The following is a 13,248-nucleotide window of genomic DNA, read 5'->3' as shown; positions in this document are numbered from 1 at the left end:
GATAAAATGTGAAATAAAAAGAGCGACTAAATGAAAGAGGGATTTTTAATTATGACTCACGATGTTCGACTGCCACTGTATTATCAACTGCTAGAAATGCTTGTAAAAAAAATAGAAGATAATTCATGGCCGGAGCACCACCAGTTACCCTCTGAAAGAGAGCTGTGCGATCAGTATCAAATGAGCCGTACGACGGTTCGAAAAACCATGCAATTATTAGAACAAAATGGATATATTGTAACGAAGCATGGCAAAGGAAGCTTTGTTGCACCGAAAGTTTATGACCAAAGCCTTGTTAACTTTTATAGCTTTACGAATGAAATGAAAAGCCTTGGTAAAACACCTTCATCACAGGTACTTGGTTTTGAAAAGGTTGATTGTAATGCGGAAATTGCATCGAAATTACATCTTGAAAAAGGTGAAGAGGTTTATGTAATCACACGGCTTCGTTTAGCAGACCTTGAACCCATGATGTATGAAATTTCCTATTTACCGACGAAAAGGTTTGAGAACTTAACGAAAGAACGTTTTGAAGATTCACCGATGTATGAAATTTTTAGTAAAGACTACAGAGTGCAAATCACAAAGGCTCATGAACGATTTCATGCTGTCTTAATTGATCAAGAGGTAATGGATATCTTACATGTTCCAGAGTCCATTCCAAGTCTAAGGATTGAACGGTCCACGTTTGAGCATGAGGCAGTCGTTGAATACACCGTATCCTATGCGAGAGGCGATAAATTTTCGTATTCGATAGAATTAAATCCAAGAAATAATTCGTAAATGTATGGAAAAGTACCATACATTTACGCTAACTGATAATGATGACATTATGAGAGGATGAGCATGGGTGCTGCATTCTTGGCATTCTAGTCGGAAAACATGTTGGATAAAGAGGTATGAATGGGATGCTGGGCTGAGGTAGATATTGGTTTAGCATAAAAATAGCTAAAATCGGGCGGAGCTTTTGCCCGTTTTTTTCTTTTTAAACCTTGGTAAAGACAAATAGTGGTTTTTCTGAGAAAATCCTTATGAAGGAAAAAACTCATTGAATCTGTTCTTGATATGTCCTTCATCCGGCTAATGAAGGACAAAGTTCAATGAAGAAACTCCGGATTTGACCTTCATCAGCCATTTTAGCCGCTGTTCTGATAATAAACAATGAATTTTAACACAGTCTATAAAATAAGGAGTGATCATATGAAAACAATTGTCCTAACTCATGCCCGTATTGCTGCTGAAACGAATGTAATTGAAAATGGGTATATCGTGATTAAGGGTACTAGCATAGAGGCTGTTGGTGAGATGGAGAACTGTCCATCTGTCGAACATGCTAATCGGGTCATTAATTGTGAACAAGCTGAATGGGTGATTCCAGGAATGATTGATGTACATATTCATGGGGCTGGTGGAAGTGATGTAATGGATGGAACACCAAACGCCCTTGAAACCATGGCAAGACTGCTGCCTGCTGAAGGAACGACTTCATTTTTGGCCACTACAACCACGAGCCCGAAAGATAGTATTGAAAATGCATTAACGAATGCTGGTGAGTTTATTCGTTCTGAAAACAACCCAGGTCAGGCTGAAGTCATCGGTGTCCATTTAGAAGGACCTTTTATTAATAAAGAAAAAAAGGGTGCCCAAAATGAGGATTATATCCTTGAACCGAATGTAGAATTATTTAAAAAATGGCAGAGCTTATCAAACAACAACATTAAACTAGTGACATTGGCACCAGAACTGGACGTTGATCTAGCGCTAACGCGTCATTTGGTTGAAACCGATGTTATTGCTTCCATGGGGCATACAAGTGCAAGCTTTGAACAAGTGAAGGAAGCGGTTGAAAAGGGTGTATCGCATGTTACCCATTTATATAACGGAATGAATCCTCTTCATCATCGTGAGCCAGGTGCTTTAGGCGGGGCACTTTTACACAATGAATTAACGGTTGAATTGATTGCCGATGGGATTCATAGCCGCCCTGAAATGCTGCAATTAGCTTTTCAGGTAAAGGGTCCTGAAAAGGTCGTATTAATTACGGACTCCATGAGAGCGAAATGCTTAAAAAATGGGGTGTATGATTTAGGTGGACAGGATGTCATTGTGGAAGGCGGGCGTGCTGTTCTTCGAAGCGGGTCATTAGCGGGAAGTGTTTTAAAGCTATCTGAGGGACGACGCAATATGCTAAATTGGACGAATGCCACGATTGAAGAAATGATTCAAATGACATCGGTCAACCCAGCAAAAGAATTAGGCGTTTTCGATCGGAAAGGTTCTATTAAAGAAGGAAAAGACGCGGATATTTTTCTCGTTGACCGTCAAGGGGAAGTACTGCTAACTCTCTGCCGTGGTGAAATTGCTTTTGAAAAATAAACAAAACCATGGGGACGGTTCTGGTGGCCCAAAAAGCCACCAGAACCGTCCCCATGGCAAAAACTTAAATTGTCACCCCTAAAAATTTCATCACTAATTCATTGCATTTTTTCCATTATATATTCATAAATTCTAAATCGAAGAGTTAAAGAATATAGTAGGAGATGGAATGTGTATGCCAACCTTATTTCGGATTTTAGATGCCCTTCAACTTTCACCAATAAAAAGCATATTGGCAACCATCATTCGTATCGATGGCTCAGCTTACTTAAAAGAAGGGACATCCATGCTTATGATGGAAAATGGTGAAAGGATAGGAATGATCTCTCCAGGCTGCCTTGAAGAAGATCTTTTTTTGCGGAGTAAGGAGTTATTCCAATCACCCTATCCACAAGTTGTCACGTATGATTTAAGCAGTGTAGATGACTACGGCTGGGGACAAGGAATGGGGTGTAATGGAGTCATTAAAATCCTGTTGGAACCTATAACAGAAAAATTAAGAACAGATTTGCTTTTTCTAAAGAAGTCTTTAGAAAAAGGATTATCCGTCCTTCATGAAAAGGTATTTTCAGATGACTATACTTTTAAAAAATCTACATTTCAAATCGTTTCTAAAAAAGACATAAAGAATCATCATTATGAATTTCAGCCAATTAACGAGGGTTATAAATACAGCTATCTTTTTACACCAGCTCCTCGGATACTCCTATTCGGTGCTGGTGAAGATGCAAAACCATTCGTTTCATTAGCATCAAAAATAGGGTTTACTATAACACTTTGTGATTGGAGACCTGGACTTTGCCACGAATCTCATTTTCCTTCCGCCAATCAATTTATCATAGGATCCCCACTACATATCATCCATTCAATCCACTTTTCAAAAAATGACTACATCGTTATCATGAGCCATAATTTTTTAAAAGACCAAGAATTCCTTGCAGGTTTAAAAAATTCTGAAGTAAATTACATCGGTCTATTAGGTTCAAAGGAAAGAACCACACGTCTGCTAGGCGGGGGAGAATATCCCAATAATCTATATTTCCCGGTCGGGCTGCCAATTGGGGCACAAGGTCCCGAAGAAATTGCTGTCAGTATAATGGCTCAAATCATCCAATTATATAGAAATGCGTCGAAGTAAAATGATGATGAAGCAAAATAAAATAGTCGGAATCTATCTTGCAGCCGGCATAACCCATCCATTAAAGGAAAAATCATTCATTATGAATCCGAGGACCCATTTATAGATATTGATACGACCGAAGAATACGAGAAAGTTGTACTCAACTTCAATCTCTATTTATGAGAGAAGAAAGGGGATAAAAGTTCATGTATATTATTGGGAAAGGAATACCCCGGAAAGATTCTCATGAAAAAGTCACAGGGCATGCCAAGTATACAGCTGATTTTCAGACAAACGAAATGCTGCATGCAAGATTAGTGACTAGCCCTTATGCACACGCCCTCATAAAAAGTATCGATAAAACCGAAGCACTAAAAATCCCAGGTGTTAGAGCCGTTATTACGGGAGAAAAATATCCCCTCACCGGAGAGGAGCTAGTAGACCGGCCCCCCATCGCGACCGAACGTGTCCGGTTTCATGGTGAGGTTGTTGCGATTGTCGTAGCGGATTTTCCAAATATAGCTGAGCAAGGCGTTCAAGCGGTGCAGGTTCAATACGAATTACTTCCTGTTGTCAATTCACCATCCGAAGCACTAAAACCAGATGCCCCCCTTCTACACCCTAATCTAGACAAGTATGAAAAAATCCAAGGAGTTTATCCCGAACCTGGAACCAATATTGCCACAAGAACAAAAATTCGGAAAGGTGATTGGGAAAAGGGCTGGGCAGAAAGTGAGGTAATCGTCGAGGAGCTCTTTGCCTTTCGCCCCTCCGATCATGCGGCAATGGAAACAAGAAGTTCGTTTGCCCAAATCCATCCTGATGGAATGATTGAAATTACTTCTTCCTCCCAGGCGCCATTTATGATTAAAAGATTAATAGGTCAGTATTTTGGAATTAGCAACGGGAAAATTAGAGTACATACTCCATTAGTAGGTGGAGCATATGGCGGAAAGGCCTCCACCCAGCTAGAGATATTGGCGTATATTGCTACAAAGGAAGTAAATGGTCGTTTGGTAAAAATCATCAATACCCGTGAAGACGATATGCTGACATCTCCGGGTCATATCGGGTTAGAGGCGAAGGTAAAGCTAGGAAGTACAAAGGATGGAATTCTTAAAGTTGCCGAACTTCTCTATCTTTGGGATGGTGGTGCCTACTCAGATAAATCGATTGATTTAAGCCGCGCGGGAGCTGTCGATTGTACAGGTCCTTATCATATTGAAAATATTTGGTGCGATTCATTATGCATGTACACGAACCATCCATACGCCGCTCCCTTTAGAGGGTTCAGTCATTCAGAGGTTCACTTTGTCTTTGAACGGACCATGGATGTTCTGGCGAAAAAATTAAACATCGACCCACTTGAATTAAGGAATAAGAATGCAATTTTACCAGGTCATACCACTCCAACCCAAGTACTTTTAAATTCTAGTACAGTTGGAAATTTACCAAAATGCATAAGTAAATTAAAAGAATTAATCAATTGGCAGGAAGGTCAGATTAAGGATCTTGGAAATCATCTTGTTCGTGCAAAGGGAATTAGTTGCCTTTGGAAGACTTCTACAATTGACCCAAATGCAAGTTCGGGGGCTATATTAATTTTTAATCCTGATGGGAGTATTAACCTTATTGCGGGGGTGATAGAAATCGGAACAGGTACCAAAACGATACTTGCACAAATTTTAGCAGAACGATTAAAAATGGATGTGAATGACATTCATGTTCAACTAGAAGTCGACACATTAAATACGCCGGAGCATTGGAAAACGGTTGCAAGTAGAGGTACGTATATGGGAGGAAGAGCGGTATTAGCAGCTGCAGAGGATGTTATCCGACAACTAAAAAATATCGCCTCCTTTGTTTTAAGGGCACGGGAAGATGATTTAGAAGTCGGATATGGAAAAGTGTTTATACGCGATGAACCGAACGCCAGTATTCCCATTAAAGATATTGCCTATGGATATACCTTTCCCAATGGCAATACGATTGGGGGACAAATCATCGGGAGAGGCCACTTTGTGATAAGAGGAATGACGTATTTAGACAAAGAGACTGGGGCAGGAAGACCAGGACCAGAATGGACCGTAGGAGCAGAGGGAGTTGAAATCGAACTCGATTTAAGAACCTACAGGTATAGAATTATTAAAGCAGTGGCTGTCATTGATATTGGAAAAGTGCTGAACGAAAAAACAGCCACCGGTCAGGTAAAAGGTGCCATGAGTATGGGCCTTTCCTTTGCCGCTAGAGAAACGTTTTGGTTTGATGATCATGGCAGAATTCTAAACCCACAATTACGAACATATCGCCCAATTCGATTTGGTGAACATCCAAAGTATGAGGTCGCGTTTGTGGAGACACCGCAGCTGGATGCCCCATATGGAGGAAGAGGTGTTGGGGAGCATGGTTTAATCGGGATGCCAGCAGCACTGGCAAATAGCCTCTCCACTGCTTTATCAGTCGACATCAACTATTTACCTCTTATTCCTGAATTACTTTGGAAAATAAAGGAGGGTGAAAAATAGTGCTAGCCGCCAATATTGAATATCATAGACCCACTACGATTAATGAAGCTGTGGAACAATTTTTTATGTTAAAAAAAGAAAACAAATATCCAATGTATTATAGTGGAGGGACCGAAATATTAACACTCGGCCGTCTCAATTTTATTCAGACTGGAGCGGTTATTGATATAAAAGCAATAAAAGAAACCCTTTCCCACGAGTTTGATCAAGATCATTTTATTTTTGGAGCTTCTCTTCCGCTTACTTATATTGAAGAAAGTAATATCTTCCCTTTGCTAACACAAACATCAGTAGGAATTGCTGACCATACGGCAAGGAATAAGATAACACTCGGTGGAAATTTATGTGGAGTTATTTTTTATCGTGAGGCCATTCTGCCATTCCTCCTTTGCGATTGCCAAGTGGTTGTAGCAGGAAAAGATGGCCTAAAAACGCTTCCCATCCAGCAAATTTTTAATAAAACCTTTCAATTGGAAGAAGGCCAGTTTCTCGTTCAGCTCTTCGTAGAAAAAAAGTATCTTTCTTTACCATTTGTCACAATAAAAAAACGCCAGCAATGGGATACTGGTTATCCCTTATTAACAGTAGCTTGTATTCAAGTTGATCATCAGATTCGGTTTGCTTTTAGCGGGCTCTACCCATATCCCTTCCGCTCGCAAAGGGTAGAGACCGAATTGAACAAAACTAATTTACCTGTAGAAAAACGAATCGATAACGCAATAGCGCAGCTCCCAACCCCTATACTACATGATTTGGAAGGTTCGAAAGAGTTCCGATTATTTGTATTACGGAACACATTAACAGACATGATCTTGGAAATGGAGGGAAGAAAATAATGCCCAATCCCCCTGTTAAAAAAATAAGTGTTTCACTTGAGGTCAATGGCGAAACGCGTCAGGTTGATATACGACCTATCGACACTCTTCTATATGTTCTTCGTAATCAACTATCACTTACAGGAGCAAAACCCGGATGTTTAAATGGGGATTGCGGTGCTTGTTCTGTGATGGTCAATGATAATGTTTATAAATCATGCATCATGCTCGCCATCGAGACTGTTGGGTCAAGAATTACAACGATTGAAGGTTTGAAGGATTCTCCAATTCAACATGCATTCATCAAGCATTTTGCCTTTCAGTGCGGTTATTGTACACCGGGATTTATCATGAATTGCCAAGCACTCCTTTTAAAACATTCACGCCCAACCTATGAGGTAATGAAAGAATGGTTAGCTTCTAATATTTGTCGTTGCACCTGCTATGAAGAAATAGAAGAAGCCATGTTTTCAGTAATAAAAGGTAATGCCGATGGCAATGCTGAATAACCTATCATCCTATTTGGCTTGAATCACTTTCTTTTCGTTCGGTAAAAAAGAAAATAAAAATCCCCACTACTAATGCCAAAAGAAAAATCTGAGAATCAGAAGGTTTAATTGTTGGTAAATCGGTTAATGACATGTTCACCATTCCCTTATTTACGATTAAATACAAGAGGGTCAATATCAAAATGCTTCGAAACTATTTTTCTATAAAAACGATAATTCCTTTTTAGGGACGGAAGTGTTGGCTGATAGAGCGGCGCTCCAAAAATAGGGCCGCTAACATTAATTGAAAATCTGCTTGGACCTAGTACAGAGCTTATCACGCGGATTTCATCGACGATTAAAAGAATGGCAATGATGATATCAAGAACATCAATCAATCCAGTAGCAACAATATTTCCATTTTTACCGTGCAAGCGGGCTCTACCGAATAAAGGACCGCTTAAGGAAAGACTAAATTCAGGTGGCGTTATAAAAACTCCAATGATTGTGATCTGCCCTGTTAACAATAATCCAGCTGTAACTAAATTTAATTCTCTTTGAAGAACAGCAATAATCCTAAGCTCTTCTTGAATTTGACAATCATTTTGCATGTGATATCAACCCCTACGCCCATTTTATTCTGTGGCAGATGGAGTGTGAATAAACTTTACTTAAACTTCAATGGACCGAATCATCTTGCCCGGTCCTTTTTCTCATTCCTACACATACTGAATAACATCTGAACGATTAGTATTGGAAGAGCTTGGAGCCAGTGCAATCGGAGTGTTGGCAGCATTGGCCTGTTTGGAGTAGATAGCCAGTATTTTCGGGACTTCCCAAAAACTCTGGTGTCATTTAGGCGGGTATACGCATACGCTATTCTAAAATTGCTACCTAGAATGAGGGAGAAGTTATGCCATCTATCGTAATCAATTTATATAATCTCAAAATAAATAGCATTTCTGGAAATGGCTCAGTAACTATTGGTGAAGCTTCACATAATAGTCATACTGCAAAAAGCAAGATACAGGGAGTTAACTCATCTTATGGTGACCTGTCCCCAACCGAAGCTAATTTGCAAAATATACTGATTGATCCAGATGTAAATGATATGACGGATATTGGGAATTCCGATAGTACCAATATAGGAAGAGTCCCGGGTTTCTAAATTAGAGGAGGGAGAGGAAATCATGCCTTATCAGATTAATATCTTCAATATAAAAGTCAATGGAGCAACCCAGAATGGAAATATTGATATTGGACCAACTGTTCATAATAGCCACACTTCGAATACTAAATTAATCGGTGCAAATTTTTCCCAAGGGGATTTTTCACCAACCTTTTCACAAATGAACTCAGGAATGTTTGATACGGACGTAAGTGACCAAGATCAAATTGCCAATCCATCCATGCCAATTTCGAACCTAATATAAAATGAACGGGGAGGGGATATAATGGACATTGAAAAAATAAGAAAATGGATGGAAATCACAAATGAATATAGACAAAGTGATTTTTGGAGCAGTGTTTTAAATCAGCAGCCCCCAAAAGAGTTTTTTGCCAGAACATTTGATATGGATGTACCCAAACACGATATCTATCAAAATGATACAACCATCTGTATTCTTGTAGAATTACCTGGTATTCAAGTGAACAATCTATTATTTAATTTAATATCAAAAAGCCGGATTTCAATAAAAACGACTGCAGTCCCGCCTATTTCAAACGAACTGGCAATAAAGCAGGGAAGATATTACGGGGACATAAATTTTGAAATTGATTTACCAGAACCAACTGAGGCACATTTATTAACCGTTCAGTATCAAGATGGACTCCTTTACATCAGTTATCCAAGACAGATAGAAAGTATAAAGGTCAATATCTAACATTAAAAAATAGCCAGAGTACACACTTCACACCATTTTCAAAAATCCCAAAGCAATTTCAATGACTCTTCCTCATCCAATTTTCTGCTATCTCTTATTCCTTTATTTTGTTACTAGCCTTGCCAACTAGTAAAATAGCTTGCTGATTACTTGTTGGTTCATCCGAATTACCGTCATAGAATGCATCTAATTCCCCGATAAAATAGGATTCCTCAACGGTTACAGAATAGCCTTGATTGAATTCATATCACATAAATTAGATTTTTCTTTTAAATAGATTTGCTGCTTTTTCCGCACCTAATGCATTTACTCGTGTAATAGTTGTACTTGTGTCGTCTGCGAAAGAAACATAGGATGGATTTAAAATTCAAATCGAACAACTCCCTTTGAATGATTAAAACCTGAAGTTCAGCTGCTTTATTGATTTTATTTTAGAACTGTGACCGGTAAGTTCCTTACTATTAGCTGGTTGGACTCATGTAAGATATAATATGGTTCTATAGTAACGTTTATTTGATTATTCTGAAAGTAAAAATCACTAAACGGGTAATTAGTACCAGAGCTGTATTTTTTTCTTATTCTATTAATGTGAAAAAAACTAACCCAAATGGTCGCTCAACAACGATCTTCTGGGTTAGTCTCTTTTTTGATTGCTTTTTTTATCACTTTAATTTTTCTTCAATTACCATCGTTGGGAAGTAATCACCAAATTCATTTGTTTCCTTTTCATTGCGATTCATACTGATTGTCCCAATAGAAGGATAGACAATCGTTAAGATGTCCCAACCTTCATGGTTTAATAATTCATCTGATAATTGGCTGTATCGATTAACGGCCATATCCTTAGCAGGAACCATTTCATTCGGAGCTAAAGCAATCGTCGCTTTAATTTCACCATTTACAAAAGAAACATTAGATAATTGGTCACCCTCCCCAATGCCAATATAGTTGATAATTTCCTTCACCTGATCTGCTGTAATGGGTTGGGGTGTTTCTTGTGGTTGATTTTCCTGAGATTGTTCATTTAACTTTTCTTCTGTCTCCTCTTTTGGAGTATCTTCAGCTTCCTCTTTTACTGGCTGGTTTGTTGATTGGTTTGGACTGGGTTCTTCTGCATTACATGCAGCTAAAAGTAGTAAAGCAGCCATTAAAATATAAATTGTTTTTCTCATTTTATAACCTCCAACAATTGGTCATACATGCTTATGATGACCAATTTCTCGAACAATTTACCTTAAAAATACTGTAATACTGATTATCACCAAGTTAATCCAGGCTTTTAAGATCTTTTTGGTTGTGGGGAATAAATTAGGCATGTAATCAAAGGAAATTTGCAGGTAACGAACAAAATCTACAGGTATAGGAACTATTTAGGCAGGTAAGAGGGTTACTAGACAAAAAAAGGGAATTCCCTACTTAATTAAGGATTTCCCTTGATGATTTTTCATTCTCGAGCAGTAATCATGATAAGCTTGTATTATCCGATCAATAATCGGATTCCATAACCATCCTGTCATCTTTACTACTATGCTGGTTATACTTCCTAGTAACGAACTACCTAAAATATCCAAAGGATAATGTTGTCCCATCCAAATGCGAGAGAGTCCTGTTAGGATAGCGGAAAGGTACATCACACTGCCTAGGAAACGCTTATAAAACATGACAGAAGTTGCTGCTGCAAATGCTAGAGCGGTATGTTTACTTGGAAATGAAGAGTTCTTTTTTGATGGAAATGGGGATAATAAATGGGTCCCAAGATTCAAGAAAGGGCGAGGTTTAAAATAAAATAATTTAATGATTTTATTTAAAACCATCGATACCCCCGCCGAAATGATTGCGTATAAAGTGACTTTCTTATGTGAGTTATCTCGAAACCATATGAAGATTAAAATAAATAGAAAAAAGTATCGAACCTTTTGAGAAAAGATAATCACCATCATATCTAAAAGCCGATAACGACCAGCAAATTGGTTAATCGCTCTAAATATCCTGTAGTCCATATACATATCTCCTTTGTCCCCAGTCTACTAACATGTCTAGTTTTCCTGATTAAAAAGTTAATATGTATGGAATAGGTGCCTGTTCACTACTTTACTTGGTCAATGATTGACTTGAAGCATTGCCGAATCCAACAAAAAATAATAAGAGGGATTATGAAAAAGATGTTTGTATAAAAGCCTTATCTGAATATTTTTTAAACTTTGGGTAAATAGTAATATCGATAATAATTGTTTATATAGGAGTTTTGATATGGCTTCTAACCGGAAAGAAAAAAACGTTTTATTTTTTGCTTATACTGTAAGTGCGCTATTATTGTTTAAATTTGTTCCAAAGGAAAAAATCCGTCATGCCTCAGTCATTTTTCTATTTAAACAGGTTATAACTTGGCTTTTTGGTTTACTTGTTGTCGAGAAGAATCTTATCCAATATCCATTCCGTCTCTATTTTAAAAAGGCATATAAAGGTAGTTTTTGTTTTGAATACTTTTTTTACCCTGTATTTAGTGTTTTATTTAACCTTTATTATCTGATAAAAGAAATATTGTGATAAAAGCTTTATACAATTTTTTTCATACATCTTTTATTACAGGTCTCGAGGTCCTGCTTGTTAAGTATACAAGGTTAATTCGATATAAAAAGTGGAATTGGTATTGGAGCTTTTTTACGATGTTTGCTGCGAATCACCTGTCACATGTATATTACAAGTGGTTCTTTAAAGAACCTTCAAAGAAATCAAATTGTCCCACTCATTCGCATATAACTAATCGGTCGTAAGAGAGATCTTTTTGTCAGAGAAGAAGCAGGTCATTTAATAATAAAAATCTCCCAAGCTGTTTCTCGGGAGATATTTATGTCAGGGGTTCTTAATTGTATTTAAAGAATGGTATAAATTTGGGTTTGGTTAATCATCACTGTCATCATTATCGTCATCATCAAAGTCAACTCTCGTGATTTCACCTGTTTGGGCGTCAACCCGCACGTCTGCTTCACCACGATTAGATTCAATTTCAAATTTAAATTCTAGTCTTCCATGTTCAGTTTCTTTTTCCACTTCTGTTATGGTTCCATTCACTTTGTTAAGGGCGATCCTTGCTGCTTCATCTATTGTTAAGTTTGAGACAGTATTGGGCTGACTAGAAGAAGTGTTGCTGGAATCATCTGTCTCTACTTTATAAAAGGTTGTGCCGTGCTCGGTTTCCAACTCAATTTCTTGTCCTTTGGAGATTTCAGGTAAGTTTACTGAATCCACAATAATAGAGGTGTTTTTGTCGTCTAGATGAATAGAATCATCTGGCTGGGTCCCGTTTTTTGAAGCTCCCACAGCAGCTGCGCCGCCAAAAATTAATAATGCTGATAAACCACCAATAATGATTTTCTTTTTCATTTTAATTCCTCCTGTTTCTTTATTTTTTCTACACTTTCAATATATCCAACGAAAATGAGAAGAAAAGGATAGAAACATTAGAAATAAATGAGAGATTTTTTATTTATGTGGAAAATACTCTGCTGCTTCTATACGGCATTACAGGGTTTAATCGAAACGAAGCAGATGGTTGATGAGGTAATCTATAATTATTGGGATTAGTCATAAATGCCATTTTGTTAGTCAAGTATGATCGAAATTAACAAAAAAATAGATTCGGTCGATTGCCGAATCCAAAAACTATATAAAAAAGGGGGGTATGAAAAAGTTTGAAAAAAGCATTCCTCTTCATGTATCTATCATAGCTTGTACTAATGAATAAACTATGAACAAGGGGTTAAAGATTTATTAATTATGAACATCCATAAGGAAAATCTATAACCTACTTATAAAAGCTCCTTATTTTTATGATAAGAACGCTTCAAGGAAATATAGCTAGCTAAAAACCACAGTATACTTACACCCACTACTATGCCTAAAATATCAAACCATGTTTCACTGTCGGTAGGTACCTCAACGAAAATCATATAGATCAAAATAAAAGCAACTACAAATCCAATGATTCTAGCGTTCAACATTTGTCCCTTTCACGTAAACTTGGAAAATGGCACGAAA

14 protein-coding genes and 1 pseudogene are annotated in these 13,248 nt (G+C 37.7%); 10 read left to right on the top strand and 5 right to left on the bottom strand.

Annotation, left to right across the window (positions count from 1 at the left end):
- The first annotated feature begins 30 nt into the window (after window positions 1–30).
- From V7108_RS19980 to V7108_RS19955, 6 genes are all read left to right on the top strand, one after another.
- Entirely contained in the window at window positions 31–783 is a 753-nt protein-coding gene (locus V7108_RS19980; RefSeq protein WP_335569189.1) for a GntR family transcriptional regulator, read from the top strand.
- Window positions 784–1,200: 417 nt separating this feature from the next.
- Window positions 1,201–2,376 carry an N-acetylglucosamine-6-phosphate deacetylase gene (gene nagA / locus V7108_RS19975; RefSeq protein WP_335569188.1) on the top strand — a complete coding sequence of 392 codons (1,176 nt, stop codon included), beginning with the start codon at window positions 1,201–1,203 and terminating at the stop codon, window positions 2,374–2,376.
- A gap of 175 nt (window positions 2,377–2,551) precedes the next feature.
- On the top strand, window positions 2,552–3,514 hold the full coding sequence (locus V7108_RS19970; protein ID WP_335569187.1) for an XdhC family protein: 963 nt from the start codon (window positions 2,552–2,554) through the stop codon (window positions 3,512–3,514).
- Window positions 3,515–3,702: 188 nt separating this feature from the next.
- Window positions 3,703–6,021: a xanthine dehydrogenase family protein molybdopterin-binding subunit gene (locus V7108_RS19965; RefSeq protein ID WP_335569186.1), complete on the top strand. Its 2,319-nt coding sequence runs from the start codon at window positions 3,703–3,705 to the stop codon at window positions 6,019–6,021.
- Window positions 6,021–6,857 (top strand): FAD binding domain-containing protein, encoded by an 837-nt coding sequence (locus tag V7108_RS19960; RefSeq protein WP_335569185.1) that lies wholly within the window; start codon window positions 6,021–6,023, stop codon window positions 6,855–6,857. The genes V7108_RS19965 and V7108_RS19960 overlap by 1 nt, the downstream gene beginning before the upstream one ends.
- Entirely contained in the window at window positions 6,857–7,345 is a 489-nt protein-coding gene (locus V7108_RS19955; protein ID WP_335509664.1) for a (2Fe-2S)-binding protein, read from the top strand. Before V7108_RS19960 ends, V7108_RS19955 begins: the two co-directional genes overlap by 1 nt.
- A 146-nt stretch (window positions 7,346–7,491) precedes the next feature.
- On the opposite strand, the gene V7108_RS19950 is transcribed toward V7108_RS19955, so the two are convergent.
- Entirely contained in the window at window positions 7,492–7,935 is a 444-nt protein-coding gene (locus tag V7108_RS19950; protein ID WP_335509666.1) for a hypothetical protein, read from the bottom strand.
- 302 nt (window positions 7,936–8,237) lie between these two features.
- On the opposite strand from V7108_RS19950, the gene V7108_RS19945 reads away from it, so the two are divergent.
- Genes V7108_RS19945 through V7108_RS19935 form a run of 3 tightly spaced genes read left to right on the top strand, consistent with a single transcriptional unit; the run spans window position 8,238 to window position 9,210 of the window.
- Entirely contained in the window at window positions 8,238–8,492 is a 255-nt protein-coding gene (locus V7108_RS19945; protein ID WP_335509668.1) for a spore germination protein, read from the top strand.
- Between the two features lie 22 nt (window positions 8,493–8,514).
- A complete protein-coding gene (locus V7108_RS19940) occupies window positions 8,515–8,757 on the top strand; it encodes a spore germination protein (RefSeq protein WP_335509670.1) in 243 nt (80 codons plus the stop codon).
- A 21-nt stretch (window positions 8,758–8,778) separates the two neighbouring features.
- Window positions 8,779–9,210, top strand: coding sequence for an Hsp20/alpha crystallin family protein (locus V7108_RS19935; RefSeq protein ID WP_335509672.1), 432 nt, complete (start codon window positions 8,779–8,781; stop codon window positions 9,208–9,210).
- A 662-nt stretch (window positions 9,211–9,872) separates the two neighbouring features.
- Here the strand turns inward: V7108_RS19935 and V7108_RS19930 are convergent.
- Window positions 9,873–10,382 (bottom strand): hypothetical protein, encoded by a 510-nt coding sequence (locus tag V7108_RS19930; protein ID WP_335569184.1) that lies wholly within the window; start codon window positions 10,380–10,382, stop codon window positions 9,873–9,875.
- Between the two features lie 240 nt (window positions 10,383–10,622).
- Window positions 10,623–11,210: an undecaprenyl-diphosphatase gene (locus V7108_RS19925; RefSeq protein ID WP_335569183.1), complete on the bottom strand. Its 588-nt coding sequence runs from the start codon at window positions 11,208–11,210 to the stop codon at window positions 10,623–10,625.
- A gap of 250 nt (window positions 11,211–11,460) precedes the next feature.
- Here V7108_RS19925 and V7108_RS26935 point away from each other — a divergent pair.
- A pseudogene (locus V7108_RS26935) lies at window positions 11,461–11,984 on the top strand (CBO0543 family protein).
- A gap of 127 nt (window positions 11,985–12,111) precedes the next feature.
- On the opposite strand, the gene V7108_RS19910 reads toward V7108_RS26935, so the two are convergent.
- Window positions 12,112–12,594: a PepSY domain-containing protein gene (locus tag V7108_RS19910; protein WP_335569180.1), complete on the bottom strand. Its 483-nt coding sequence runs from the start codon at window positions 12,592–12,594 to the stop codon at window positions 12,112–12,114.
- Between the two features lie 425 nt (window positions 12,595–13,019).
- A complete protein-coding gene (locus V7108_RS19905) occupies window positions 13,020–13,208 on the bottom strand; it encodes a hypothetical protein (protein WP_335509688.1) in 189 nt (62 codons plus the stop codon).
- Window positions 13,209–13,248 lie beyond the last annotated feature (40 nt).

The organism is Neobacillus vireti (assembly GCF_036962345.1).
Lineage (GTDB): Bacteria > Bacillota > Bacilli > Bacillales > Cytobacillaceae > Neobacillus > Neobacillus vireti_A.
Note: the sequence above shows the minus strand (reverse complement) of the source record. Positions and strands in the feature narration are given on the sequence as shown.